We start from the raw sequence: 25,823 nt of genomic DNA, 5'->3' as shown, positions 1-25,823 counted from the left end.
TTCACGCGGTTTACTTTAATTGCATGCGGCAATCAATTGACGCGATGAATCGGCGAGCGCAACCGCTGCGAAGATCCCGCCTAGACTGGCTGCGACCACGATCAAGCCAGGTGCTTGATGCCGGCCGCAGCGGGTGCATGCCGTGCGCACGCAGGCAGTGGCGACCAGCCGCCGCCGCCGACAGGCGTGACCGCCCGCATCCGGTGTACGAAGGCGGCGAACCGGCCCGCGCCGGCTGGCAACGCGGTCGACCCGCCGCAGCCGCCGCGCCGCGCCACAGGTGACAGATCAGCGCGATACGCGCCGCATCGGGTCTGTCTGCGCGCACTGCACAGCCAGCGGAGTCATCGCGCCGGGCGGAGATGGCCAGGTGCAGCTGGAGGTTCTGCGACCCGGGCGCTCAAGCATCGCTGTCGGCGATCACCACTGCCGGCAGTTGACCATCGTCGTAATCGATGCGGTTACGGCCGCTGCGCTTGGCGCGGTACAGCGCAGCATCGGCGCGCGCCAGCAGTTGCTCGAGCGTTTCGCCGGGCTGCAACCACGCCACCCCGATCGAGCAGGTGACATGCAGCCAGCCGCCATCGATGGGGTAGTCGCCGCAGATGCCGCGATGCAGGGCATCCAGCCGATGGGTGGCCTGTTGGGTCAACCCTGGCAGCACTGCCAGCAATTCTTCGCCGCCATAGCGGCCGATGCGGTCGTCGCCGCGCACCAGCGTATCCATGCGACGGCCGACTCCGGCCAGCACCGCGTCGCCGGCCAGATGGCCGTGCTGATCGTTGACCAGCTTGAAGTGATCCAGGTCGATCAGCACCACCGCCAGCGGTTGGGCGGTCGCGTCGGCGCGCTCCAGCATGTCGCGCAGGGCAGCAAGGATGCCTGCGCGGTTGAGCAGGCCGGTGAGTTCGTCATGGGTGGCCTTGAGTGCCAGCGCGGCACGGGCCGATTCCAGATCGCGCTTGTCCTGCTCCAACTCTGCGGTACGTTGGGCCACCAACTGCTCCAGCTCGCGCTTGCGACGCAGCAGTTTGGCGGTACGCCAACGCAGCAGCACGATCACCGCGGCGATGGCCAGCACCACATAGCCGATCAGCGCGGGGATGCTGCGCCACCAGGGTGGGCGCAGCACGAAGTGGAAGCGCGCCACCTCGCTTGCGCTGCGTTGATAGGCATCCAGCGCCTGCACTTCGAGCGTGTAATGGCCTGGCGGCAGCAGCGGATAGGTGAGATGGCTGAGCGAGGTGGTGGTCCAGCGCGCCTGATGGCCCTGCACGCGGTAGCGGAAACTGATGCGGTCGGCGCCACCTTCGACGCCGGGCGTGTCCAGCTCGATGTCCAGCGGCGTTTCCGACCAATCCAGCACGCCGCCGGCCGGTACGATCCGGGTGCCGCGACGGACCTGGCTGACCTCGACCCTGAGCGCCTGCGACGCGAACAACTGCTGCGGGTCGCGCAGATGGCTGAGCCCTCTGCTGCTGCCGATCCAGATGCTGCCGTCGTCGTCTTCAAAAAATGCATTGGACGCCAGGTCGTCCCATAACAGACCTTCGGCGTGGGTGATCCGCGACCAGCGGCCACGTTGGTACAGATCCAGCCCCTGGCTGCTGCCTACCCACAAGCGGCCCTTGCGGTCGTGGCGCAGGATGAAAGGCATCACCCTGGACAGCAACGGGTCGTCCACCGCCTGTACCGGCAGGCTGCCGTCTGCCTGCAGACGGCCGTGCCACAACCCGGTTTCGCGCAACGAGAGCCAGATTTCGCCATCGGGTGCGAAATCGATCTGGTACATGTCCTGGGTGGGCAGGCGACCGGTGACCGGCACATGCACCCAGCGCGTCCCGTCGCGGCGGTACAGGCCATCGCCGGTGGCAGCCCACAGGCGGCCCTGGGGGTCGAAGTCGATGTCGCCAACGAACGTCGTCGCCATTGCCGGGTCGGAGATCAACCCATAGGGCGGGCTGGCCTGGCCGTGCGCCAGCCCGCGCGGTGTCGCGATCCAGACCGAATCGTCGCGATCGAACAGGATCTTGTAGCCAGGCCGCGGCAGATCCATCACGCGCCGGGTCAATCCGGTCGCCGGGTCGCGCCGCGCGATGGCGCCGGAGTAATACGACACCCAGGCCGCGCCATCGGGCGCCACCGCGATGCTCAGCGTCTGCGACAACGGCTTGCCGTCCTCCAGGTGCCAGGGCTGGGCGTGCGTGGCGCGTGGCGCGAGCAGGTTGGCGCCACCATCGGCGCCTACCGCAAGCGTGCCGTCCGGCAGGCGCTGCATGGACCAGATGGGCGCCGCAGCCATGCCCTGCGCTTCGGTGAGATGCTCGATGGTGCCGTAGCCGAGCAAGCGCTGCAGCCCGGTCCCACGCGTGCCGATCCACAAGGTGCCGGTGCTCTGGAACAGCAGCGGGCCGACCAGCGCATCCAGCTGCATGCCCTGGTCGTTGCCGATGTCGGACCAGTGCGAGCCCTCCCAGCGCACCAACCCTTGATCCGATCGCGTCAACATGCGGCCCTGCGGGTCTTCCACCATCGTGGTCGCGCCGGACATGGTTTTGAAGCTGTTGTGCGGATTGGCCGGGCGCTCCTGAAAACGTGACGCGCCGGGTTCGCGCGAGACCATGATGCCGCCGCCGCGCAGCCACAGCCGGCCGCCACGCTCGCGAAAGATCACACGCCAACGCTTGGCAGGTACGCCATCGGCTTCGAACAAGGTTTCGACCACCCTGCCGTCGGCGTCCAGGCGGCAGACACCGGCGTTGCAGGACACCCACAGCGACTGCCCATCGGCCAGCAGGGTACGGCCGACCTTGAGCACGTTGCCGTCGGCTGTTCCCAGTTCCAGCGTCTGCACCTGCCAGTGGTTGCCGTCGGTGGGGGTCAACGCCAGCAACGCGCCGTCGCTGACGACCGCCACGCCATTGCGGTAGGCCGCGATCACGTTGCCGGCATCGGCACTGATACGTTTGCCCTCGTTGAACACCTGCACAAACCTGTCGCCGATACGCACGAAAACGCCGTTGGCGGTGGCAACCCACAGCCGTCCTGCGTGATCCAGTGTCAGGGCGCGGGTGTAGCGGGCATCGAGCCCGGTATCGCGCTCGACCGCGATGAAGCGATCGCGTTCGAACCGGTGCAGCGCCAGCTCGGTTGCCACCCACACCACGCCGCGCCGGTCTTCGACCAGCCCGTTGACGGTCATGCCCTGCAAGCCGTCCGCCTGGCCGTAATCGCGGAAGCTGTAACTCTGCGCATGGGCACCGCTCGTGCAGGCCAGCAGCACTGCCGCCGCCAACCACAGACGCGCCCGCGACACTGCGCATCGCAGGACAGGACGGGCGAACAGGGCAGGGTTGGGCATCGGCTTCCGCGGGGCGAGGGGCGATATGACGGAACGGGTCGATCGTCCCCAGCGTTGACGGCGACCCTGCGCAAAACTTGAGCCGGCGCGGCTAGGCCGTCAGCTCCCTGGCGGCATCGAAGGCGATATCGAACAGGCGCTGCACCGGCGGTGCGAACTCGCTGGCGAAGCTGGACAGCAGGAACATCCCCAGCAACACCGTCAGCGGCAGGCCCAACTGCATCGGGTTCAGGGCTGGCGCGGCCTTGGCCAGCGCACCGAAGGCCAGGTTCACCGCCAGCATCGCCACCATCATCGGCAGCGCCAGGGTCAGCCCGCCGCGCAGGATCTGCAGGAACAGGGTGGGAGCGACTTCGGCGAAGGCGCTGGCGTCGGGAATGGCGGTGCCGATCGGCAACGCCTTGTAGCTGTCCACCAGCAGCGCGATCACCGCCAGGTGCCCGTTGGCGGCGAAGAACAACAGCCCAAAACCGATATAGAACCACTGCGCGATCACGCCGGAGGTCACTCCGCGCATCGGGTCGGACATCTGCGCAAATGACAGGCCGGTGGCTTGCGACACCAGCTCGCCGGCCAGCGCGCCGGCTTCGAAGATCAGCTTGAGCATGAAGCCCATGCTGGCGCCCACCGCCAGTTCGCGCGCGATGCTGAGCACCGCGGTGGCGGTGAAGCCGTCCCACTCCGGCACCGGCGGCAGGATCGGCGCCAGCGCCATCGACAAGGTGCCGGCCAGCATCACCCGCACCCGTGCCGGCACGGCCCGGGTGCCGATCAACGGCATGGCGGTCAGCAACGCACCGGTGCGCAGCATGGTCCACATGATCGCCCCGACCATCGCGAACGCGCGCTGGCCGTCGATCACCATCTGGGTGGCTGCATCCATCCGGTCCGGCCCGCTAGCCGATCAGATGCGGAATGCGCTGGAACAGCGCGATGGTGAACTCCACCAGATGCCCGAGCAGCATGCTGCCGGTGGCGAACAGGGTAGCCGTCAACGCCACCGCCTTGGCGACGAAGGCGATGGTGGGTTCGTTCAACTGGGTGGCGGCCTGGACCACGCCGATCACCACACCCACCACCAGCACCGCCAGCAACATCGGTCCGGCAATCCACAGGACGGTGACCAGGCCACCACGCAATTCAGTCAGGGCGATTTCAGGGCTCATGGGCGGTGGTGATGCAAGTCGGGTGCCAAAGGGGCGGGGAGTCGGGATTGGGGATTGGGGATGCGGGTCGGTGGCTTGGCTGGGAGCTAGATGCGTAAACCCACCACGTTGTTCAGCGGGATGTAGATCCGGGAGATGGGAGGTCGGTGTCCGATGCTGGCATGGGGCCGATGCCAGTTGTAGTGATGGAGCCAGTGCCCCAGATAGGCGGCACGTTGCTCGGAGCTGTCGTAGCGGTGGGCATAGGCCCACTCACGTAATGCCGTCTGGATGAAGCGTTCTGCCTTGCCATTGGTGCGAGGGGTATAGGGGCGGGTGCGGTAGTGCCTGAGGTTGAGGCGCCGGATGGTGCGGGCGAAGGCCTTGGAGCGATAGCAGGCGCCGTTGTCGGTCAACACCCGCTGGAAGGTCACGCCCAGGCTACGGTAGTAGCGCAATGCGGCGATCAACGCCCGGCAGGCACTAACACCGCCTTCATCTGGATGCAGGCTGGTAAAGGCAACGCGGGAGTGATCGTCGATGGCGACATGGACGTACTCCCATCCGGCGCCTCGGCTGGTTTGGGTACGGTCCCCCGTGACGCGATGGCCGGCTTGCCGGAAACGCCCGAGCTTTTTGATGTCCAGATGCAACATGCCGCCAGGCTGGGGGTATTGGTAGCGCACGACAGGGGGCTTGGGTTCCAGTTCGGCCAGGCGATGCAGGCCGACACGGCGCACGATGCGCGCGATGGTGCTGTGGCCCACGTTCAGGTGGGTGGCGATCTGCCAATAGGTGGCGCGTTGTCGGCGTTGCTGCAGGATCTGCTCGACCAGTTCCGGCGGCGTGGCATGCGGACAGTGTTGAGGGCGCGAAGAACGGTCCTGCAGGCCGTCCTCTCCCAGCAGGCGGTAGCGCGCCAGCCATTTGTAGGCGGTCCGCACGCTCACGCCACTGGCGTGCGCGGCCTCTTCCACTCGCAAGCCGTGCACCACGATGCGCTGCACGAGCAAGGCTCGACCTCGCGGCGTCAAACGGGCATGTTTATGCAGGTTCATCCGGGGCTCCTGGGGGCTGGGTTGGTGTGGTAACCCCATCTTCCAGATCGGCCCCGGATGAACAACCTACTGAGAGATCACAGCTAGAGGGTAGCGCGGACTTTTGCTTGCGGCATGTTGACGCAGCGTCTTCGACGCGTTTTGCTGTTGCTGTTGCTTTGCTGTTGGTTTTACGGGCCCCCATACCGCAGCGGCAAGCCGGGTAGATACAACCCGCAGGGCATCGCGCAAGGATGCGCGATGTTTTTGTAAGGGACATGGATGTCCCTTACAAAAATTTCTACCCGGATTGCGGACCTGGAGCGCGCAGCGCGGAAGGCGCGAGGACGGGGTGTGTTTCTTTGGTTACTTTCTTTGCACAAGCAAAGAAAGTGACTCGCCCCCCGAAGGGGGACGAAAGCTCTGCACTTGCACTGCCTCAACGCTTTTTGACTTTGCTTGTTAATGCGAAATATTGAAGTCAACGGCTTTCACGCCCTATCGGGCGCGAGTCACTTTTCTTTGCTTGTGCAAAGAAAAGTAACCAAAAGAAAGCACACCCCGTCCTCGCGCCCTCCGCGCCTGCGGCGCTGCGGGTGCGCAAGTCCGGCAGAAATTTTTGTAAGGGACATCCATGTCCCTTACAAAAACGACGCGCATCCATGCGCGCCGCCCTGCGGGTTGTATCTGCCGGCCTTGCCGCTGCGGTATGGGGCCCCGGACGAGCAAAGAGCACAGAGCGAAAGCACAGGAGCAAGCAACAGCAAAAGCATAGATCCGGGAGCTAGAACCGAGAAGCGAAAGCCAAAATTTTGGAGGAGCGAGGTGATTGGGTACGAGAAGGGGCAGGCTCACAAAGCCGACGTTCGTTAGTGCCATATGCCGAACTCAACCAAACGCAGGCTCCACTCAAACAGGCATCTGGCTCAGCTGGATGACAGCGACAGTGCCAGTCGCACATATCGCGGACACCAGCGCGCCATCCACCTCTACGACGCGTTGAAGCTCGCTGCCAGCGTCCCCACCACCAGCACCCATCCATCCACCAGGATGAACAGCAGGATCTTGAACGGGGCGGAGATCAGCATCGGCGACAGCATCATCATGCCCATCGACATCAGCACGCTGGCCACCACCAGGTCGATGATCACGAACGGGATGAAGATCAGAAAGCCAATCTCGAAGGCCGTCTTCAGCTCGCTGGTCACGAACGAGGCTACCAGCACCGGGAACGGCACCGCGTCCGGGCCGGTGTACTTGCCGTCGCCGGCCATCCCCGCGAAGGTCATCAGGTCGGTCTCGCGGATCTGCGCCAGCATGAAGGCGCGCAAGGGCTGGGTGGTCAGGGTCCAGGCGCTGGAGAAGTCGATCTGGTTGTTGAGATAGGGCTGCAGGCCGGCGCCCCACATCTTCTGCCACACCGGCATCATCACCAGCGCGGTCAGGAACATCGCCAGGCCCAGCAGCACCTGGTTGGACGGGGTCTGGCCGGTGCCCAGCGCCTGGCGCAGCAGGGCCAGCACGATGGTGATGCGGGTGAAGGCGGTCAGCACCAGCAGCATCGACGGCAGCAGGGTGATGGCCGTCATCAGCAGCAGGGTCTGCAGCGGCAGGCTCACCGGCTGGTCGCCGATGCGGCCCACGCTGACGTTGGGCAGGTTCGGCAACTGGTTGGAGCCGGGCGGCACCGCCGCCGGGGCGGCGGCGGGAGCGGCGGCCGGTGCAGCGGCCTGCGCCACCGACGGCAGCGCGGCCGGGGTGGCGGCGGCTAGCAGCGGGCAGCTCATCGCCAGCAGGATCAACACCAGGCGGAGGCTGCGCCCCCAGCGATTCCAGCTACTGAACATGTCACGGGTCCTTGCGCAGCTTCTGGGCGAGCAGCTGGGCGAAATTGGGCAGTTGCTTGAGGTTGGGCAGGGTGGGGGGCGGCGTGGGCGGCAGCGGTTCGGGCAAGGTATGCAAGGTGGTGATGCCGCCAGGGGTGACGCCCAGCAGCAGTTGCTGACCGTTGACTTCCACCACCACCACGCGCTCCTTGGCACCCACCGCCAGGCTGGTGACCAGGCGCAGGCCCTCGCTGCTGCGGAAGCCGCTGCCGGGCATGCGCTTGAGCAACCAGCCCAGGCCGACGATCAGCGCCAGCACCAGCAGCAATGCAAAGACTGCGCCAAACATGCTGGGCGTGGCCGGCGCCTGTGCGCCCACCTGGGTGGCCTTGGCCGCGGCGGGCGCGGCAGCGGCCAGCAGGCCGATCACCGCAGCCTCCGGATCCGCTCGCTGGGGCTGACCACGTCGGTCAGGCGGATGCCGAAACGGTCGTTGATGACCACCACTTCGCCGTGCGCGATCAGGGTGCCGTTGACGTAGACGTCCAGCGGTTCGCCGGCGCCGCGCTCCAGTTCCACCACCGAGCCCTGGTTGAGCTGCAGCAGGTTGCGGATCGGAATGCGCGCGCGGCCCACTTCCAGCGACAGCGTCACCGGCACGTCCAGGATCACGTCCAGGTTGAGGTCGGCGGCGTTCTGGTCGTGCTCGGCCTGCAGGCTGTCGAAGGTGGCAGGCGCGGCGTCGAGGATGTCGGAGTTGGTCATGGGTTGGGGTCCTGGGATGGAACGGCACGCGGAGCTTGCACGCCGGGTGGGCGCACGGCGGTGATCTTCACGGCGTTGTTGCCGTTGGAAACGCCGAATTCGCCGGTGAACAGGGGGATCTCTTCCACGCACAGCGGAACCTGGGCGGGCAGGTCGATCGGCAGGATGTCGCCGATCTTCAGGCCGGTGAGCTGGCGCAGGCTCATGCGCTTGCTGGCCAGCACGCTGGACAGGGTCACTTCGGCGGTATCGAGCTGTTCGCGCAGCATCACGTTCCACGAGTCGTCGCGGTCGTTGCGGTCGCTCTGGATGCCGGCATCGAGCAATTCGCGGATCGGTTCCAGCATCGAATACGGCAGGGTGATGTGGATCTCGCCGCCGCCGCCTTCCAGCTCCACGTGGAAGCGGCACACCACCACGTATTCGCGCGGGGTGACGATGTTGGCGAAATGCGGGTTGATCTCCGAGTTGATGTACTCGAAGTCCACGTCCATCACCGGCGCCCAGGCTTCCTTCAGGTCGGCGAAGGTCTGCTTGAGCATCAGCTGGATCACCCGCATCTCGGTGGCGGTGAATTCGCGGCCTTCGATGCGGGTGTGGAAGCGGCCATCGCCGCCGAAGAAGTTGTCCACCACGGTAAAGACCAGGGTGGGCTCGAACACGATCAGCCCGGTACCGCGCAGCGGCTTGAAGCGGATCAGGTTGAGGTTGGTCGGCACGTACAGCGAGTGCATGTATTCGTTGAACTTGACCAGGTCGATGCCGCGCACCGACAGGTCGGCCGAGCGCCGGATCAGGTTGAACAGGCCAATGCGCCACAGGCGTGCAAAACGCTCGTTGACCATCTCCAGGGTGGGCATGCGCCCGCGGATGATGCGGTCCTGGCTGGACAGGTCGTACTGGCGGGCCTCGCCAGGCAACGGCTCCGGCTCGGTGTTGACCGCGCCCGAATCCACGCCGTGCAGCAAGGCATCGATTTCGTCCTGGGAAAGCAGATCACTCACGCTCATGGGGCAGCCTTACTGGGTGACGAAACTGGTGAACAGCAATTCTTCGATGCATTTCTTGCCGGTTTCGCTGGTCATGACCTTCTGCGCTTCGGCCAGCGCGGATTTCTGCAGCTTCTGCTTGCCGGCCAGATCGGCCACGTCGGTGGCCTTGACCTGGGACAGCAGCATCAGCAGGTGCGCACGGATGGCAGGGGCGTTCTCGGTGATGAGTTTGAGTTCTTCCGGGTCGCGGGTGACCAGTTGCACTTCGACCTGAAGATACTGCGGGCCGTCGCCAGGATCGGCCAGATTAACCACAATCGCCGGGTCCATTGGGAAGTACTGTGCCGGCTTTGGCACTTCGGCCACCTTGGGGGCGGCGTGCTTGCCGCCTTTTTCCTCGCCCTTGTGGCCGAGAAAGAACCAGGCGCCGCCGCCGGCGGCCGCCAGCACCACCACACCGATGGCGATCAGCAGGATGGGCTTCTTGCCGCCCTTCTTCTTCTCGTCTTTGTCTTCGGTCTTTTCGGGTTTCTTTGCGGCTGCCACGGTCTGCTCCAGGGGGAATGCTCACCCGAGGGATGCAATCAGCGTGCCAAAACCGCGTCGGTTTCCTGGCGCGCATGCGCGACCACGCAAAATCCCCCCGCAAGCCTTGCGCCGCGGGGGGAGGGGGTGGTCACACCGTTCCTAGCAAGCGGGCGCGACAGGTCCGCTATGGACGATTGCCGCGCGTGGGATCAGGCGTAGGCGTCCAGCAATCCACGCTGGCGTAACACAACCGACGGAATTCCGACGACCGGGCTGTCGTCCAGCGCGAGGCCATTGCCCTCGCTGCCGCCGCCGTTGCGATTGCCGGACTGGCTCTGCTGTTGCTGGCCCACATCGGCCTGGCCGAGCTGGAAGCCGTTCTGGCCGAGCATTTCGCGCAGCCGCGGCAGGCTCTGCTCCAGCGCCTGGCGGGTGTCGGCATGGGCGGCGGTGAAGCTGGCGTTGACCTTGTCGCCTTCCAGGTGCAGGCGTACTTCGACCGGGCCCATCTCGTTGGGGGTGAGCTTGATGTGGGCGTGGCCGATCTTCTGGTCGGCCAGCCAGCTCAGGCGGGCGCCGATGGCATCGTCGAAGGTGTCGCTGCCCATCTCCGGGGTCGGGGTGGGCGAGGCGCTGAAGATCGGTGCCGGGTCCTGCACGCGGTTGAGCACCGGCGCGGCGGCAGTGGGCAACACGAAGGCCGGGGCGTCCGGGCCCGCCGCTGCGGCGCCGTCGTCCTCGGCCGGTGCCAAGGCCTTTGCGGCCAGACTCATCAGCGCGGCCGTCTGCACATCGCCGCTCACCGCGGTGGTGGAGGTGGGCTTGGCAACGGTCGCTGCTGCCGGCGCCAGTGCGCCCAACGAGGGCAGCGCGGTGCCCACGGTGGCGGAGGCGGCCGGTGCTGCCGCGTCGGTCGGCGCGGCGGTTGCGGTCGGGGTGGTGCCGGCGGCGTTGGCCACGCTGGCCGCCAGCGCAGCGGCAGCGGCAGCGGCGGCCAGTGCATCGCCACCCGGCACGGCCTGGGCCAGCAGGCTCATGCCGAACCCGCCCAGTCCCGGCGGCGGCCAGCCGGCCTCGGTGGCCGTGGCGGCATCGGCCGCTGACTCCTTGCCGTCCTGGCCGTCCTTGCCGGCGGTGCCTGGTTTGGCGGTCGCGGCGGCGGTGCTGCCGTCCGTGGCGGCCGGCTCCTTGGCCGACTGCGCGGGCTTGGCATCGCCGTCCTGCGCACGCGGACGTGCGGTGGCATCGCCGGTGGCGTCATCGCCGTGATCGTCGTCGGCGCGTTGCCTGTCGGGTTGGCTGGACTTGGGCGCGGCCTGCTTGGCCGGCACCCGCTCGGGTGCCTGCTGCGGGGTATTGGTCGGCTGCAGCATGCGCGCGAACTGGTCCTTGGCCGGATCCGGGTCGGACGACGGGTCGCTATAGCTGGACTTCTTGCCGGTACCGGCGAGCGCGCCAAGGCCGGCGGCGAAGGCGGACAGGGGATTCATGCGGATTCTCCATGGGTATCTTCGGCGCGCGCCAGGCGCACGCGGCGGGCGCCGAGGTCGTCCATTTCGCGCTGGTCGCGGCGTTCGATCACTTTGTTTTCCTGGGCGCGGTAACTGGCGGCCAGCTGTTCCAGCACCTGCTTCTCGCGGCTGGCCAGCAGCAGGCGGGTACGCTCGGATTCGACCCTGGCGCGGTTGCTTTCCACGGTCTGGGCCTGCTGCAGCACGGCGCTGTCGAGCCGGTCCAGAAACGCGCGGCGGTTGCTCAGCGCCACTGCGCTGGTGCCGGCCATGTGGCTGTTGGCGTATTCCTCGGCATAGCGGCGCAGTTCTTCCAGTCGCGACTGGTGGGTGTCCAGCACGCGCTGGCGCTCGGCCAGATCGCGGGCCACCTTGTCTTCCTGTTCCTGCGCGCGGCGCAGCAGGGGATCGATTCGCTTGGACTGCATCATGGATTAATTCTCGGGTTCCACCAGTTGCTGCAGCGCCGACAGGCTGTCGCTCAGCAGCGAGGCCTTATGCACGTCCTGGCCGAGGAATTCGACGATCTCCGGCCAACGCGCCAGCGCTTCGTCGGTGGCCGGGTCGCTGCCGCGCTGGTAGGCGCCGATGGCGATGAGGTCGCGGTTGGCGGTGTAGGCAGAGAGCAGGCGCTTGAGCTTGCGGATGCGCAGGCGCCAGGGTTCGTCGGCGATGTCCTGCACCACGCGGCTGACCGAGGATTCCAGGTCGATGGCCGGGTACAGGCCGCTGTCGGCAACCCGGCGCGAGAGCAGGATGTGGCCGTCCAGGATGGCGCGGGCGGCGTCGGCGATCGGGTCCTGCGGATCGTCGCCTTCGGTCAGCACGGTGTAGAAGGCGGTGATCGAGCCGCGGCCCTTGGCGCCATTGCCGGCGCGTTCCACCAGCGCCGGCAATTTGGCGAACACCGACGGCGGGTAGCCGCGGGTGGTGGGCGGCTCGCCCACCGACAGGCCGATCTCGCGCTGGGCCTGCGCAAAGCGGGTCAGCGAATCCATCAGCAGCAGCACGTTCAGGCCCTGGTCGCGGAACCATTCGGCGATGGCGGTGGCGCGGTAGGCGCCATGCAGGCGCGCCAGCGGCGGGCGGTCGGCCGGCGCGGCCACGACTACGGCGCGGCGCAGGCCTTCCTCGCCCAGGGTGGTTTCGACGAAATCGCGCACTTCGCGGCCGCGTTCGCCGATCAGCCCGACCACGATCACGTCGGCCGAGGTGAAGCGGGTCATCATGCCCAGCAGCGTCGACTTGCCGACGCCGGAGCCGGCGAACAGGCCCACGCGCTGGCCACGGCCGATCGGCAGCATCGCGTTGATGGCGCGCACGCCCACGTCCAGCGAGGTGGTGATGGGTTCGCGCGCCAGCGGGTTGATCGACACACCGGCCATGCCGATGCTGCCTTCGGCGCGGATCGGGCCCTTGCCGTCCAGCGGGGTGCCGTCGCTGTCGATGACGCGACCGAGCAGTCCTTCGCCCACTTCCACGCCGCCACGGCGCCGCGAAGGCACCACGCGGGCATTGGGCAGCAGGCCGTGCAGTTCGGCGCTGGGCATCAGGTAGGTACGTTCGCCGGCGAAGCCGACCACTTCCGCATCCACCCAGCCGCCATCCACTTCCACCTTGCAGGTGGCGCCCATCGGCGCTTCGCAGCCGGTGGCTTCCAGGGTCAGGCCGACCGCGCGGCGCAGGATGCCTTCGCGGATCAGGGTGCGGCCGGCGGCCGGGTCCAGGCCCAGGCCTCCCAGGCGGGTGGCCAGGCGCAGGTTGCGGGCATCCAGCCAGTCGGCCGGGGTGGCTCCCAACAAGGCGCTCACAGGCCTGCTCCGGATTTACGCATGACTGTCTCCAGCGCGGCCCGCAGGCGCGCATCCAGGGTCCCGTCCACGCGCACGCTTTCGGCATGCACGCGCAGGTCGCCGCGGCTCAGGCTCATGTCCGGGGCCACGCGGGTGGTGCTGCTGGGCGCCAGGTGCGGCAGCAGCGCAGTGATGTCGTCCGGGTGCAGGCGCACCTCGACCTCGCGGCCGGCGCCGCCGACCGCATCCACGGCCTCGCCGACCAGCTCGGCCAGCAGCTGCGGATCGGCCTGGTAGGCCCGGCCGACCAGCTGGCCGGCAATGCGCACGGCCAGCTCGCCGAGCGCGCCAACCACTTCGTTTTCCAACCGCGCCAGCGGGCGGGTGAAGTTGTCCAGGATGCCGTCGATCTGCGCGGTCAGGCGGCGCACCTCGGACTGGCCCTGGGCGAAGCCTTCGGCATGGCCGCGGGCAAAGCCTTCCTGCTGGGCGGCGTCCTCGATGGCCTGGATCTCTTCCAGGGTCGGCGGGCGCAGCACCGGCTCGAGCATGGCCGGTTCGGCGTACTCCGGCTCCGGCAGGGCCGGGGCCATGTGCAGGTCGGGCGCCAGCCAGCGGGTGACCACGTCGTTCATACCATTGCCTCCGCCCCGGCGCCGCCGAGGCTGATGGCGCCTTCGTCAGCCAGACGGCGCACGATGGTGAGGATTTCCTTCTGCGCCGCTTCCACGTCGGCCAGGCGCACCGGGCCGCGCGCTTCCATGTCCTCGATCAGGATCTCGGCAGCGCGCTGGGACATGTTGCGGGTGATCTTCTCGCGCACCTTGACGTCGGCGCCGCGCAGGGCCAGGCCCAGGCGCTCGCCGGAGACTTCGCGCAGCAGGGTCTGCAGGCCGCGGTCGTCCAGGTCCACCAGGTTGTCGAACACGAACATCAGGTCCTGGATCTTGGTGGCCAGGTCGGCGTCGATCTTGCTGATCTCGCCCAGCACGCCCTGATCCGAACCGGTGTCCAGGAAGTTGAGGATGTTGGCCGCGACCTTGATGCCGCCGACGTTGGAGGACTTCAGGTTCTGGTTGCCGGCGAACTGGCGCTCCATGATGTCGTTGAGCTCGCTCAGCGCGTTGGGCGGAATGCCGTCCAGCGTGGCGATGCGCAGCAGCACGTCGGCGCGGGTGCGCTCGGGCAGGTTCTTCAGCGACTCGGCGGCCTGGTCGCTGTCCAGGTGCGCCATCACGATGGCGATGATCTGCGGGTGTTCGTTGCGCACCAGGTCGGCGACCGCGCGCGGGTCCATCCACTTCAGGGTGTCCAGGCCGGTGGTGTTGCGGCCCAGCAGGATGCGGTCGATCAGGCCGCCGGCCTTGTCGGCACCCAGCGCCTGGATCAGCACGTTGCGGATGTAGTCGTCGGCGCCCACGCCCAGCGAGGTCTTGCCGGCCAGTTCGCCGTTGAACTCGTCCATCACCTTCTCGACCTGGTCGCGCGAGATGCCGGTCATGGTGGCCATGGCGATGCCGATCTTCTGCACCTCCTTGGGGTCCATGTGCTTGAGCACCTCGGCGGCGTCGCTTTCACCCAGCGACAGCAACAGCACCGCGGCGCGCTGCACTCCGGTCATCGGTTGTGTTTCAGGCTTCACTGGCGACCCATCCCTTCACGACTTGTGCGACACGTTTCGAATCGGCTTTGACTGCTTCGCGCGCCACGCGCACGCGCTCTTCGTAGGCATCCGGCAGGGCGATCGGGGTCTTCTTGTCCTGACCGATCTGCGCGGTGTCTTCTTCCAGGCGGGGCATCAGGTCGTCGTCTTCGTCGACCATCCGCACGTCGGCGCTCTGTGGAGTGCCATCCTTGCCAGCCTTGCCTTGCTTGTCCTTGACCGCGGTCACGCCGGTGAGCTGGCGCAGGGTGGGGCGGACCACACCGAACAGCAGCGCCAGCACCACTACCGCACCGACCAGCAGGCGCAGACCGTTCTGCACGCGCGGGTCTTCCCACCACTTCGGGCCTTCCTCGCCCGCCACCGCTTCCCGCACGAACGGGGCATTCATCACCGACACCGTGTCGCCACGTGCCGCGTCGAAGCCCACGGCCTGCTTGACCAGGCCCTCGATGCGGGTGAGCTCGGCGGCGGTGAGCGGCTGCTCCACCATCTTGCCCTTGGCACCGGGGCGCGGGACGTTGTCCAGCAGCACCGCCACCGACACCCGCTTGATGCGGCCGGCCGGCTGACGGGTGTGTTGCAAGGTTCGGTCCAATTCGTAGTTGCGGGTGGCGCTCTTGGAACTTTCGGTCGGCGTGGCCGGTGCGGCGGCCTGGCCATTGGCGGCCGCCGGGGTGCCCGGGGCGCCGGCCACGGCCGGTGCCGGCGGCTGGCCGGGGCTGTTGCTGGTGGCGCCGGGAGGGCCCTGCGGGCCGGTGGCGGTGGTGCTGGTGTCGCTCACCTGCTCGCTGCGCAGCTTGGCCGGCTCGCCGTTGTAGAGCTCGCGGGCTTCTTCCACCACCGAGAAATCCATGTCCACGCTGGTTTCCGGATTGACCCGGCCCGGGCCGGTCATCGGCTCCAGCAGTTCGCGGATGCGCTGGTTGTAGGAGCTTTCCTGGCGGCGCACCTGTTCGAACTGGGCGGCGTGCTGGGCGGCATCGCTGTTGGGGTCGGCGATGGAGAGCATGCGGCCGCTCTGGTCGACCACGGTCACGCGCTCGGGGGTCATGTCCGGGATGCTGGAGGCCACCAGGTTGACGATGGCATCGACCTGGTTGCGCTCCAGGCCCTGGCCGCCGCGCAGTTCCAGCACCACCGAGGCGCTGGCCGCCTCGCGCTGGCGGGTGAAGGCGCTGGGCTTGGGAATGGCCAGGTGCACGCGGGCCTCGCGGACCGGGCGCAGGGTGCCGATGGTGCGCGAGAGCTCGGTTTCCAGCGCGTGCTGGTAGCGCGCGCTTTCCACGAACTGGCTGACGCCGAAGCCCGGGTCCTTTTCCATCAGCTCGAAGCCGCCGCCGGTTTCCTTGCCGGTCAGGCCGGAGCCGGCCAGCTTCAGGCGGGCGTCGTACAGCCGGTCCTGCGGCACCGAGATGGCGCCGGTGGCCTGGTCGATCTTGTAGGGGATCTGTGCGGTGCGCAGCAGGTCGGCTGCCTCGGCATTGCCCTTTTCATCCAGGCCGGTGTACAGCGGCTGGTAGCCGGGCTGCTGCGACCAGAAGAACACCGCCAGACCGGCCGCCACTGCCACGGCGATCATCGCCATCATGGTCAGCTTGCGGGTGATCTGCAGGCTGCGGACACGGTCGAACCACTGACCCGCCTTCTCGGCGTTCTGGTTCACGTTTTCTCTGCTGATCGCGAGTGCCATGTGTCGTCAATCCTTACAGCGGCATGTTCATGACGTCCTGGTAAGCCTGGACGAGACGGTTACGGACTTCCACGGTGGCGCGGAAGGCCACCTGGGACTGCTGGGAGGCGACCATGACCCGCGCCAGATCGGCATTGGGGTCGCCCATTTCAAAGGCCTTGGCCAGCGCACCGGACTTCTGCTGCGCCTCGTTGACGCTGCCGAGCGCGCCGCGCAGGGTCTCGCTGAAGCTCGGCGCCTGCGTAGCCGGCGTTCCCTGTGCCCCGGCCAGCCCCTGGATCTGATTGCCGCGCGCCGCATCGCCCACCGCGCCCATCGGGCCTTGGCCCATCTGGCTCTGGTAGCTGCGGATCTGCGAGAGGATGGAGGTGACGGAATCGCTCATGGGTGCGGTCTGCCAGGGAGGCATCCACATCAATGCAAGCGGCGTGCCGAAATGGCGCCGGGATTCCGGCGCGGGTGTGCTCCTGTGCGCCTGTGCGCCTGTCGTAGTCGCGTCGCAGCGCTATTGCCCCCATCCGCCCTTCGGGCACCTTCCCCCGCCAGCGGGGAAAGGGAGGCGGTGGGCGACCAGGTGCTGTGCAACCTGCAGGCCACACGCCACCAGTTTCCCTTCTCCCGCCGACGGGAGAAGGTGGCGCGCAGCGCCGGATGAGGGCAACACCGTCATCGCCACGCGGCAGCAGGCATGGCAACCCGCGGCATCGGAGTGAAAAACGCACATCTCCGTCAGTGCGGACGCACGCCCCCATCCGCCCTTCGGGCACCTTCCCCCGCCAGCGGGGGAAGGGAGTCAGTGGGCGACCAGTTGCAGTGCAACCTATAGGCCACTCGCCGCCAGCCTTTCCTTCTCCCGCTGGCGGGAGAAGGTGGCGCGTAGCGCCGGATGAGGGCAACACCGTCATCGCCACGCGGCAGCAGGCATGGCAACCCGCGGCATCGGAGTGAAAACGCACATCTCCGTCAGTGTGGATGCACGCCCCCCATCCGCCCTTCGGGCACCTTCCCCCGCCAGCGGGGAGGGAGCCTATGGGCGACCAGTCGCTGTGCAACCAACAGACCCCGCGCCACCAGCCTTTCCTTCTCCCGCTGGCGGGAGAAGGTGGCGCGCAGCGCCGGATGAGGGCGTGCCGTCAATTCACATCAGTCAGACATTCGTTCCACGGCAAACGGAGAAACGCAGCAGCGGCGCACCTGCGCTAGTCCGGCAACCAGGCGGCTCGCCAGGTGTCCAGATGGCTGCCGCTGAGCATCCAGTCGCGCCGCACGACCTCGCGCAAGGCCGCACCCTTGGCGCGCGCTGCGGCCGGGTCGGCCAGGTGCTCGCGGATCGCGCCGATCCAGTCGCGATAGCGGTTCTTCACCAGCGTCACCGGCAGCGTCCCCTGGTAGCAGCGCACGTCGCTGGCGATCACCGGATAGCCGCAGGCGCCATACTCGAGCAGGCGCAGGTTGCTCTTGCACGCGTTGAACAGGTTTTGTTCTACCGGCGCCAGCGCCAGATCCAGATCCAGCGCCGCCAGCGCCGCCGGGTATTGATCGATCGGCACGCCCGGCTGGAACTGGTGAATCTGCTGGCGCAGCGCGAACGGGTACATCCCCATGAACACCCATTCGACTTCGTCAGCCAACTCGCGCACCACGTCGGCAATCAGTTCCAGGTCGCCGGTATGGCTGGCGCCGCCAGCCCAGCCGATCCGCGGCCTGCCACCCTGGCGTTCGGCCCGCGCAGGCAGATGTTCCCACCAATGCGGCGGCAGGCGGTTTTCCGCCACGCGGATATCGCGATGCAGCCCGGCAAACGCCTCGGCCAGGGCAGGGGTGGAGACCACGAAGCGGTCCACCAGGCCCAGCCCGCGCCGTACGGTCTTGAGAATGTCCTTGGGCATGTGTTCGCGATGGGCATTCTTCAGCGGCAGATTGGGCAGGTAGTCGTCCAGCTCGTAGACCTTGAACGCGCGCGATAGCGCCTTCATCCGCCGCATCGCCTCCAGTCGCGCCTCGCCGACCTGCCGTTGCAGGATCACCACGTCGGGATCCTGACGCGCCAGTTCGGCGATCTCCAGATAGCCGTTGAACAGCACGCCTTCGGCCAGGCCGGCCTCGCGCAGGGCGCGCAGCGGCTGGATCACCCGATAATGCCCGCAGCCCTCGATGTCGGCCGGCAATGCCATCACCCGCGGCAGCGGCCGCCACGACTGCAGTGGACGCCAGCTGGCGCGCGGGTCGGCCAGCTGGAAGCCGGCGCCCGGGTCCAGCGAAAACCCCGGGTTGTAGGCCGGGTCGTTGGCCATCAGCGGCAGCCAGCGCGCATACATCGCTTCTTCGTCCAGCGCAGTGACGGCGGGAGGCTCCAGCGAATCGATCAGCAGCTGCGCGCGCGCGGCGAACACATTGAGGTAGCCGGCCTGGTGCAGGCGCAGGCATAGGTCCGCATCGCTCCATGGCGCCAGCTCCGGCTCCAGCGCAAAACCGCCGGCTTCCAGGAACAACTGGCGCGGCAGCATCAGGCACTCGCCACTGAGCGCGGCATAGTTCTGGTCCAGCTGCAGGCGTTGCAGGTAACCAGAGTCGTCGAAGGCACTGCCTTCGAAGGCCCGTGCCACCGGCGCTCCCAGGCCGAGCAACAGGCCGGCGTGGTGCACGGTGCCATCTCCGCGCAACAGCTTGCCGCCCACCGCGCCCACCTCTGGCCGCAGTGAGTGGTTGAGCAACTGCTCCAGCCAATCGGCCTTCATCACTGCCGCGCCTGCGGCCAGCCACAGCAGCACATCCCCATGCGCATGCTCGGCCGCCGCATTGCAGACCGCTTCGCGCGACGGCTCGGCGGCAAAGCGCAGTACACGGATTTGTTGCATCCCCAACGTGTCGATGCCGGCCAGCCAGTCGCGCAGCTCCGGCTGGCTGCTGGCGTGGTCCAGCAGCAGCACTTCGTAATGCGGGTACGCCGTGTTGGCCAGGATGCTTTCCAGGCAGCGCTGCACCTGTGCCAGGCGGCCATCGACCAGCACCAGAATGCTGACCAACGGCTGCTGCGCGTGCCGGTACTCCAGCGCATGACGGCCCGGGCCGGCGCTGTGTACCTGCGCGTCCACATACCCGCGTGCGGCCAGATGCCGCGCAATGGCCTGGCGTTCGTCGGCATCGCCGTGCCGGGTCTGGGGGGAGGCCACCAGCAGCGGCTCGGCGATGTGCTGCACACCGGCCAGCCCGTGGCGTTCGACCAGCCCCAACTGGTAATCCAGCTCGAAGGCCGCGCCCGGACCTTCCGGAAATCCGCCATCGGCCACCAGCGTGGCCTGGCGGAACAGCCAATGCCGCGACAGCGTGGAAGGCGCGCTCAGCAGCGCGTCCAGATACAGCGCCGGCCGCAACGCCAGCCCCAGCTGGCGGTCGTCCAGCGCGACCACTTCGTCGGCATAGACCGCCTGGCAGGTGTCCGGCAGCACGAGCAGGCCCAACGCCACCACGGTCAGGCCGCTGAGGGTAAACAGTGCGCCGGCATCGACCAGCAGCACCCAATCGATGGCCTGCTGGGCGGCGACGGCCCGGTTGAGCGCCGGCACCAGGCCGTCGCTGTCGATCAGCACCCCACGTTCGGCGTCGCGGACCTGCGCCGGCGAGGCGCTGAGCACCCAGGCCTGCTGGTGTGGATAACCGCCGGGCGCCTGCAGGCTGGCCAGCGTGGCGGCCACGGCCGTGGCATCGCCCTCGCGATCGATCAGCATCACCGCAATGCGCGGCCCGCCGCCATGCGCCTGTAGCCGGGCATCGATCAGTGCGCGCTGCACATCGCTGGGATGGCGCACACCCAGCCAGGTGGCCGGCGAGACCTGCTCGACCATGCCGGCGCTGCGCATCAGCGCATTGACCAGATCCACCGGTTTGAACACGCGCGCCTTGTGCGGGCTGAGCGGCGCCACCCGCACCTGCCGGTTGTCGCCGCTCTCGCGTCGCCAGCCGAGCTGACGGATGCCCTGGCGCAGGTCCTCATGACCCTGATCGCCGACCCCGACCTGATCGCGGCCGGCCTGGCTGAACTGCGCGCTGGACACGCGAAACTGCGTGAGCGGGCTGGCCAGAAACGCCAGGTTGCCGTGGCGCAGCAGCTTGACGTAGATCGCCAGATCGCCCACCCAGTCGATGGCCTTGCCGTTTAGCGCCATCAGCCCGTGGCCCAACGCCAGCAGATCGGCACGCCGTGCAAGCACGCAACTCGGCTCGCCAATGAAGTTGATGGTGTGGTCGGCCAGGAACGACACCAGCTCCGGGCCGTCGATCAACACATCGTCGGCGAACGGAAAACACGTGGCCGGGATATCCGGCAGTGGCTGGCCGTCGTCATCGATGCGCTGCCGGCGCGAAGAGGCCATCGCCGTGCCCGGGTTGCGCTCGATCGCCTCCACCAGCTGCGCAATGCACTCCGGCGCCAGCACATCGTCGTCGTGCAGGAATTTGATGTATTCGCCCTGCGCCAGGCCAATGCCCTTGATCGTGCTGAGGAGCTCGCCAAGCCGCGGTGTGTTGCGGTGGTAGCGGATCGGGAAGGGCGCACCGGCCAGCCGCGTTGCCACCACTTCCTCGATCGCGCCATCGGCATTGTCGTCGCAGATCACCAGCTCCAGCGCCGGATAGGTCTGCGCCAGTGCGCTGTCCAATGCCTGCGCAAAGTAGCGCGGCTTGTAGGTCGGCATGACGATGCTGACCAAGGCAGGAGAGCTCACGGGCGGTCGTCCGAGTTGATCATTCAAGAATTGTCCGATGCTAGATGAGGTGCTGGCGCGAATCGGTCCGATCGCCAAGGAAGGCAGGGATCATCGAACGGGCCGATAACCTATGCAATATGCATGCCGCTTGAAGCATGATGCGTGTTCATTATGAGTGCGCTTCATCACAAGCAGTTTGGCATCCGAGAGCGGCAGTGGCCGTTCGGCGGCATGCCACTGGGATTAGGTAACACTCGTCACGTTGATCGCGTGCGCTGCAGGGTGGGGGGCGTCCAGCGAAGAACGCCACATCGACGACCCGTGCGTACCTTGCTCGCCCGCACAGTGTCGTCGATGGAAATGCCACTCGACCAGTAGGTGGTGATGCCAGACAAGGCTGCCGAATGCAGCGATGCAGCTTTCTCACATGTCAGCGGCGGACGCGTCGAAGGCGCAATGCACTCAAGGTCTGGGCCGATGGGCAGTCAAAGGCCGGTGGGCAATCTATCCAAAACGTCATAGGTCATGTTGATACTGCCGTTTCCGTTCGTCACCAGCCAAACGCCATAGCCAGGAGGTAGGTAAACCTGATAGGGCAAATGGTCCGAGGGAGGAGCAACACCGAGAAATATCACCCTTTTGGTTCCGTCCCCATATCCGGATGGTGCAGATGTATCTGCATAAACGGCGAGGCCTATTGTGGATGAAGCGCCACTCAGACTACATGTGCGAATCACGAGACCGTACTGGTTGGTAGCAGGGGCGACAATTTGCGTGACCACGTTGGCGGCTGCAACGCCAACATTCGCGAATTGAGTTCCTACAGGAACGATCGTTGTCTTGCCCGAGATTTCCATGGTGGTTGCCTCGTTTCAGAGTATTGACAAGATGCGTCGATGGAATGATATCCGTCGAGATCTAGGGACGCCCGAAGGATGACATGACGTACATGACGAGCCAAGACACTACCCATGCAAGGATAAGCTGGAAAGTCGAATTTTCCGACGTGTTGCCCGCCCGGCTCATGACGTTTGTGACTGGTTTTTATCATGCTTATGCAAGTCGACGCTTGCGTAGACTGCCTTGCAAATCCCAAGCCGCGCGAGCAGGCCCTATCTTTTTTATGAATTCCAAGATTTCCGTGGATTCAGGAAGTGCCGATTTGAAAAGAAAAATTGCGGGCGTCAGTCATCGCTCTATCTTTTCCAAGTCCACGGTCCTCCTGGTCTCACTCTGCCCAGGGCGGCGGTGCGGCACCGGCGACAGGCGATGCATACAAAACAAGGTCGTAGTAGTGTCCCGGAGAGTGCTGGCGTAGACGCAAGTGATAGCCATCCACCAATTTGTCCAGTTGTTCCACGATATCCAGCAAATCGTGGGCGTAGTGGTAGACACAAATCGCCATGCGGGGGCGCTGAGTACGGATTAGGTGAGATGCGCCTTCCAGTGCCCTGGCTTCAAATCCTTCGATGTCCAACTTCAGGAAGGTCAACTTTTCCAGTTCGTCGTCCAGGCGTGTGGTCGCCACGGAGATTCCGCCACCTGGCGATACATGGCTGGAAACCGTTCCCGTCTCCTCGAAACGCAGCGTCGTATGCTCGTTGGAGATGGCTTTCTTGATGGCCTTGAAATTGTGCGGGGGAAGGGAGAGGGCGCTCTCGATGGACTCCAATTGCTGGAAGTTGATGCGATCGGGTTCAAAGGCTGTGATGCTTTCGTAGCGATAGCGGGATGCTTCTAAAAACTTGCGGACGATGGGACCCTGGAAGGCGCCGCCATCGCAGAAATGTTCACGCTTGCCCAGCTGGAAAGTGCTGCTGTCGGCGTATTCCGAAAAGTACTCGTTGATCGGCGTCGCCCAGCAGTCCAACAGAAGGCTGGAATCGTAGGTCAGGCGGAACAACAGGTTGCTGTAGAGCGTAAAGACACTGAAATCGTCGTCCAGTCGATCCGCAAAACGCAGAAATTCGTCCAGGCGCAGAAGCGTCCGCTGACGGTAGACTTGCGCAGGCTCGTATACGGCGAACAGCCCACAATGCGCAACCGCGAGACAGGCATCTACCCTTTCAATGCCTGCTTGCTCGCAGAGCTTGCGGGTCAAGCCCGACTCTCCTGGGCTGTAAGAGAAATCGATGGCCAATGCCTGGGAATGCCGGGCCGCCTGTTCGATGAACTGGCGCGAATTCCAACGCGGCACTCCATGAAGAGTGTCGCTGTCGCTTGCCTGGTCATCAACGGCCGCAATGACATGGCTGGGGCGCTGGACGATTTGTGGGCCATAAATGTTGCCAAGGCCCGAGCGCGGTTGGAGCAGGAAAAGGGGGCGCTGCTCGAAACGTGGAATCAGCGGATCAACGGAGGGCGCAATGCTCAGTTGTTCAATGCCCGCGCTGGTGCAGAGGTTGGTTGCAAACTCCCGTCCGCGCGGGCTGCAGGAGAAATCGATAGCGATTGCATCGGCGTACCGGCCCGCCTTGGCAAGAAACTCCTGACTGCTCCAGCGCGGCGCGCCATGGATACGGTCCAGGTGGATGCTTTGGTCATCAATTGCAGCAACAACATGGCGCAGGTTGGCAACGACTCTCGGACCATGCACCATGCCGCTATAGGACTCGGGAGCGACGAGGAATGCAGGGCGGTCGGCAATCGCGAGTAGTCGCGCAATGAGATCCTCAAGCGCAGGGCGCTCCTGCTCCGCAATACGTAGAATCCGTTGGCGAAGCTGCTCATTTCTTGAGTTCATGAACGTCATCTCTCGTAGGTATGAAAGGGGGGCGTCGAAACAGATCTTGGCAGGCACGTTTTCTCAGTAGACACGCGGTCAGCCAAGTTCACACCTTCGTCCCACATTGAAGCCCCCGCGCGCGATGGAGCCGATCCGCTGGAAGGAGGGTGTCATCTGCGCGGATCGACAACGTTTGCGATCCCGTTGTGTGTCAGCCAGCCGGCCAGGGGTGTGGTCCCGCATTTCGCCATGCCGGCGAGGAATGTGTGGTTGGCTTTCTTTCTGCTACAAGCACGCAGCGGGTCTCCTCTGTTACTGGCCGTAGACCAGAATGGGTTCGTCATAGCGGGTGTCGTACACCGTGCGGCTGGGCACGTCCCGGTCATACAGCCGTGGCCAGCCCAGTTCGCAGTGCCGGCCGATGCGGATGCCAGGGCCGATCACCGCTCCCATACGCAGGATGGCGTGCGCGCCGATCTCGGTGCCGTGGCCGATACTGACGCCGATGTCGCACCAACATGAGGGGCGCAGATGTACGCCGGCGCCGATCTTGACCCCGCCATGCAGCACGGTGTTGTAGTCGATACGGCTGCCTGCGCCGACCACCACGCCGTCGCCGATGAAGCAGTTGCGGCCGATCACGGCATCGGCAGCGACTACGGCCGACGTGCTGACGAAAGGCTCCAGGCTAAAGCCGCGTGCCATCGCCAGCTGCATGAGCTCCATGCGTTTGAAGTTGCCGAAGCGTTCGTCGTAGGCGATGAACAGTCTGTCCGCAGTCGGGTCCAGGCCATCTAGCGCGTCCAGATCGAAGCTGTAGTCGGGGCGTAGCGAAACCTCGATCCTGCGTACGTCGGCCTGCGGCTCGGCCTGCTTCCAGGCAGTGAAGACCTGCTCCAGGCAGACGCCGGTTCCGATGACGCACCTAGAGGCCATGTTCTGTCTCCATCAGGGTTGCGTACCAGCGCTCAACCAAGCGGTTGGTGAATTCGTAGACCCCCTGGGTCGGCATCGGTGCGTCCATGTGCAGCGCTGACTGCACCTGTTCCATGATCTCCACATCCTCGCCTGTCACCAGCCGGCTGCCATGCATGTGCCAGAGCAGGTTCCAGCTGGAAAAGGCATAAGGCTTCTTCTTGCGCGTGGTGAACCAATAGATTTCCAGGTCGGTCCTGTCCGGGGCCACGGGGATATGGTGTTCCAGGGTAAAGGAATAGCCGCCGTTGGGGCAGGCGATATGCATGTTGGGAAAAGCCAGCCAGTTGAAGTAGGCATCCTGTTCTCCCCAGCGCTCGACCATGTCATGGAATGGCAGAGGCTTGGGCTTGGTGATCGGCGCGTCAGCGCTTGCCGAGCTGAAACGGCGCATCTCGGCGCGTAGCCCGGCGGGGCTGGTGTCGGCAAGGGAACGGAGGCCTTCGGCCGCCAGTTCAGTATCGACGTAGGGGATGAAATCGAATTCCCGGGCGAGGCTCTTTGGGTGGACAAAGCGCGGGTGATTCCCGTCGCGAAGGTTCTCGTACGCCAGCTTCCAATTGAACTTGCAGTGCCAGGTGGTCACCATCACCTCGCCGTCGTACAGGTTGGAGCTGCTTTCCAGCATGGAAATGAAGTGCGCGGGGAACTGTTCCTCGATTGGCATGGGGTCACTGTCAAGGTTGACGAACAGCACGTTGCCGATCGCGTGCAGGGCAAATTCCCTCAGCCGCAGCTTTTGCTGTTCTGCCCGGCTTATGCGATACAGGGCCCGACATTCGGGGATGTTCTTGATCGCGCCGTCCTTGTCGTAGCTCCACGCGTGGTAGGGGCATACCAGTGGACGTCGTCCGGTCGGCGTGGTCTGGAGCGGCGCGCTGCGGTGCAGACACACGTTCTCGAATGCGCGCAACTGGCCGTTGAAATTCTGGATGACGACCGGGATGCCGGCGATCTTGCGGGTGATGAAGTTGTTGTTCTCAGCCAACAGGGTCTTCAGACCGGCGAAAAGCCAAACCTTGCGAAAAATCTTTTCCTGCTCGCGGGCGAAAATCTCCGGTGACAGGTAGTACCTGGGGTGCATTCGCGAGCGCATGAATCAC

General features: G+C 65.8%; 21 protein-coding genes. All 21 read right to left on the bottom strand.

Annotation, left to right across the window (positions count from 1 at the left end; genetic code table 11):
• Positions 1 to 400: 400 nt before the first annotated feature.
• Positions 401 to 3,361, bottom strand: coding sequence for a ligand-binding sensor domain-containing diguanylate cyclase (locus ACCQ05_RS11575; protein WP_372390334.1), 2,961 nt, complete (start codon positions 3,359 to 3,361; stop codon positions 401 to 403).
• Between the two features lie 91 nt (positions 3,362 to 3,452).
• On the bottom strand, positions 3,453 to 4,244 hold the full coding sequence (gene fliR, locus ACCQ05_RS11570) for a flagellar biosynthetic protein FliR (RefSeq protein WP_228963702.1): 792 nt from the start codon (positions 4,242 to 4,244) through the stop codon (positions 3,453 to 3,455).
• A gap of 13 nt (positions 4,245 to 4,257) precedes the next feature.
• Positions 4,258 to 4,527, bottom strand: a complete 270-nt coding sequence (locus tag ACCQ05_RS11565; RefSeq protein ID WP_005917968.1) for a flagellar biosynthetic protein FliQ — start codon at positions 4,525 to 4,527, stop codon at positions 4,258 to 4,260.
• Between the two features lie 86 nt (positions 4,528 to 4,613).
• Entirely contained in the window at positions 4,614 to 5,564 is a 951-nt protein-coding gene (locus tag ACCQ05_RS11560) for an IS481 family transposase (RefSeq protein WP_506191520.1), read from the bottom strand.
• A 968-nt stretch (positions 5,565 to 6,532) separates the two neighbouring features.
• On the bottom strand, positions 6,533 to 7,390 hold the full coding sequence (gene fliP, locus ACCQ05_RS11555) for a flagellar type III secretion system pore protein FliP (protein ID WP_104541071.1): 858 nt from the start codon (positions 7,388 to 7,390) through the stop codon (positions 6,533 to 6,535).
• Between the two features lies 1 nt (position 7,391).
• Complete coding sequence (fliO, locus tag ACCQ05_RS11550; RefSeq protein ID WP_104588620.1) at positions 7,392 to 7,799, bottom strand: flagellar biosynthetic protein FliO; 408 nt, start codon at positions 7,797 to 7,799, stop codon at positions 7,392 to 7,394.
• On the bottom strand, positions 7,796 to 8,134 hold the full coding sequence (gene fliN, locus ACCQ05_RS11545) for a flagellar motor switch protein FliN (RefSeq protein WP_104541073.1): 339 nt from the start codon (positions 8,132 to 8,134) through the stop codon (positions 7,796 to 7,798). Before fliN ends, fliO begins: the two co-directional genes overlap by 4 nt.
• The gene (gene fliM, locus ACCQ05_RS11540) at positions 8,131 to 9,144 is read right to left on the bottom strand and encodes a flagellar motor switch protein FliM (RefSeq protein ID WP_104541074.1); all 1,014 of its coding nucleotides are present in this window, start codon (positions 9,142 to 9,144) and stop codon (positions 8,131 to 8,133) included. The genes fliN and fliM overlap by 4 nt, the downstream gene beginning before the upstream one ends.
• Positions 9,145 to 9,153: 9 nt before the next feature.
• A complete protein-coding gene (locus ACCQ05_RS11535; RefSeq protein ID WP_104541075.1) occupies positions 9,154 to 9,672 on the bottom strand; it encodes a flagellar basal body-associated FliL family protein in 519 nt (172 codons plus the stop codon).
• Positions 9,673 to 9,863: 191 nt separating this feature from the next.
• Positions 9,864 to 11,144 carry a flagellar hook-length control protein FliK gene (locus ACCQ05_RS11530; RefSeq protein ID WP_372390329.1) on the bottom strand — a complete coding sequence of 427 codons (1,281 nt, stop codon included), beginning with the start codon at positions 11,142 to 11,144 and terminating at the stop codon, positions 9,864 to 9,866.
• The gene (gene fliJ / locus ACCQ05_RS11525) at positions 11,141 to 11,596 is read right to left on the bottom strand and encodes a flagellar export protein FliJ (RefSeq protein ID WP_228963695.1); all 456 of its coding nucleotides are present in this window, start codon (positions 11,594 to 11,596) and stop codon (positions 11,141 to 11,143) included. The genes ACCQ05_RS11530 and fliJ overlap by 4 nt, the downstream gene beginning before the upstream one ends.
• A gap of 3 nt (positions 11,597 to 11,599) precedes the next feature.
• A complete protein-coding gene (locus ACCQ05_RS11520; protein WP_104541078.1) occupies positions 11,600 to 12,976 on the bottom strand; it encodes a FliI/YscN family ATPase in 1,377 nt (458 codons plus the stop codon).
• Positions 12,973 to 13,593, bottom strand: a complete 621-nt coding sequence (locus ACCQ05_RS11515) for a FliH/SctL family protein (protein WP_104541079.1) — start codon at positions 13,591 to 13,593, stop codon at positions 12,973 to 12,975. The genes ACCQ05_RS11520 and ACCQ05_RS11515 overlap by 4 nt, the downstream gene beginning before the upstream one ends.
• Positions 13,590 to 14,579, bottom strand: a complete 990-nt coding sequence (fliG, locus tag ACCQ05_RS11510; protein WP_104541080.1) for a flagellar motor switch protein FliG — start codon at positions 14,577 to 14,579, stop codon at positions 13,590 to 13,592. The genes ACCQ05_RS11515 and fliG overlap by 4 nt, the downstream gene beginning before the upstream one ends.
• A gap of 10 nt (positions 14,580 to 14,589) precedes the next feature.
• Entirely contained in the window at positions 14,590 to 16,314 is a 1,725-nt protein-coding gene (gene fliF, locus ACCQ05_RS11505; protein ID WP_372390327.1) for a flagellar basal-body MS-ring/collar protein FliF, read from the bottom strand.
• A gap of 13 nt (positions 16,315 to 16,327) precedes the next feature.
• Positions 16,328 to 16,699, bottom strand: a complete 372-nt coding sequence (gene fliE / locus ACCQ05_RS11500; RefSeq protein ID WP_372390325.1) for a flagellar hook-basal body complex protein FliE — start codon at positions 16,697 to 16,699, stop codon at positions 16,328 to 16,330.
• Between the two features lie 814 nt (positions 16,700 to 17,513).
• Positions 17,514 to 21,008: a glycosyltransferase gene (locus ACCQ05_RS11495; RefSeq protein WP_372394050.1), complete on the bottom strand. Its 3,495-nt coding sequence runs from the start codon at positions 21,006 to 21,008 to the stop codon at positions 17,514 to 17,516.
• A 497-nt stretch (positions 21,009 to 21,505) separates the two neighbouring features.
• Positions 21,506 to 21,877 (bottom strand): hypothetical protein, encoded by a 372-nt coding sequence (locus ACCQ05_RS11490; protein WP_372390323.1) that lies wholly within the window; start codon positions 21,875 to 21,877, stop codon positions 21,506 to 21,508.
• A 371-nt stretch (positions 21,878 to 22,248) separates the two neighbouring features.
• Positions 22,249 to 23,772, bottom strand: a complete 1,524-nt coding sequence (locus ACCQ05_RS11485) for an FkbM family methyltransferase (protein ID WP_372394048.1) — start codon at positions 23,770 to 23,772, stop codon at positions 22,249 to 22,251.
• Positions 23,773 to 24,057: 285 nt separating this feature from the next.
• Positions 24,058 to 24,681, bottom strand: coding sequence for a UDP-3-O-(3-hydroxymyristoyl)glucosamine N-acyltransferase (locus tag ACCQ05_RS11480; protein WP_228963689.1), 624 nt, complete (start codon positions 24,679 to 24,681; stop codon positions 24,058 to 24,060).
• On the bottom strand, positions 24,671 to 25,816 hold the full coding sequence (locus ACCQ05_RS11475; protein WP_228963688.1) for an aromatic ring-hydroxylating oxygenase subunit alpha: 1,146 nt from the start codon (positions 25,814 to 25,816) through the stop codon (positions 24,671 to 24,673). The genes ACCQ05_RS11480 and ACCQ05_RS11475 overlap by 11 nt, the downstream gene beginning before the upstream one ends.
• Positions 25,817 to 25,823: the final 7 nt, after the last annotated feature.

The organism is Xanthomonas sp. NCPPB 3582 (genome assembly GCF_041475735.2).
Lineage (GTDB): Bacteria > Pseudomonadota > Gammaproteobacteria > Xanthomonadales > Xanthomonadaceae > Xanthomonas > Xanthomonas codiaei.
Note: the sequence above shows the minus strand (reverse complement) of the source record. Positions and strands in the feature narration are given on the sequence as shown.

What these genes read in the sequence shown, in the direction of transcription:
- ACCQ05_RS11575 (WP_372390334.1), bottom strand. Translation starts at nt 3,361, where the DNA reads ATGCCCAACCCTGCCCTGTTCGCCCGTCCTGTCCTGCGATGCGCAGTG.
- fliR (WP_228963702.1), bottom strand. Translation starts at nt 4,244, where the DNA reads ATGGATGCAGCCACCCAGATGGTGATCGACGGCCAGCGCGCGTTCGCG.
- ACCQ05_RS11565 (WP_005917968.1), bottom strand. Translation starts at nt 4,527, where the DNA reads ATGAGCCCTGAAATCGCCCTGACTGAATTGCGTGGTGGCCTGGTCACC.
- ACCQ05_RS11560 (WP_506191520.1), bottom strand. Translation starts at nt 5,564, where the DNA reads ATGAACCTGCATAAACATGCCCGTTTGACGCCGCGAGGTCGAGCCTTG.
- fliP (WP_104541071.1), bottom strand. Translation starts at nt 7,390, where the DNA reads ATGTTCAGTAGCTGGAATCGCTGGGGGCGCAGCCTCCGCCTGGTGTTG.
- fliN (WP_104541073.1), bottom strand. Translation starts at nt 8,134, where the DNA reads ATGACCAACTCCGACATCCTCGACGCCGCGCCTGCCACCTTCGACAGC.
- fliM (WP_104541074.1), bottom strand. Translation starts at nt 9,144, where the DNA reads ATGAGCGTGAGTGATCTGCTTTCCCAGGACGAAATCGATGCCTTGCTG.
- ACCQ05_RS11530 (WP_372390329.1), bottom strand. Translation starts at nt 11,144, where the DNA reads ATGAATCCCCTGTCCGCCTTCGCCGCCGGCCTTGGCGCGCTCGCCGGT.
- fliJ (WP_228963695.1), bottom strand. Translation starts at nt 11,596, where the DNA reads ATGATGCAGTCCAAGCGAATCGATCCCCTGCTGCGCCGCGCGCAGGAA.
- ACCQ05_RS11515 (WP_104541079.1), bottom strand. Translation starts at nt 13,593, where the DNA reads ATGAACGACGTGGTCACCCGCTGGCTGGCGCCCGACCTGCACATGGCC.
- fliG (WP_104541080.1), bottom strand. Translation starts at nt 14,579, where the DNA reads ATGACCGGAGTGCAGCGCGCCGCGGTGCTGTTGCTGTCGCTGGGTGAA.
- fliF (WP_372390327.1), bottom strand. Translation starts at nt 16,314, where the DNA reads ATGGCACTCGCGATCAGCAGAGAAAACGTGAACCAGAACGCCGAGAAG.
- fliE (WP_372390325.1), bottom strand. Translation starts at nt 16,699, where the DNA reads ATGAGCGATTCCGTCACCTCCATCCTCTCGCAGATCCGCAGCTACCAG.
- ACCQ05_RS11495 (WP_372394050.1), bottom strand. Translation starts at nt 21,008, where the DNA reads ATGCCGACCTACAAGCCGCGCTACTTTGCGCAGGCATTGGACAGCGCA.
- ACCQ05_RS11490 (WP_372390323.1), bottom strand. Translation starts at nt 21,877, where the DNA reads ATGGAAATCTCGGGCAAGACAACGATCGTTCCTGTAGGAACTCAATTC.
- ACCQ05_RS11485 (WP_372394048.1), bottom strand. Translation starts at nt 23,772, where the DNA reads ATGACGTTCATGAACTCAAGAAATGAGCAGCTTCGCCAACGGATTCTA.
- ACCQ05_RS11480 (WP_228963689.1), bottom strand. Translation starts at nt 24,681, where the DNA reads ATGGCCTCTAGGTGCGTCATCGGAACCGGCGTCTGCCTGGAGCAGGTC.
- ACCQ05_RS11475 (WP_228963688.1), bottom strand. Translation starts at nt 25,816, where the DNA reads ATGCGCTCGCGAATGCACCCCAGGTACTACCTGTCACCGGAGATTTTC.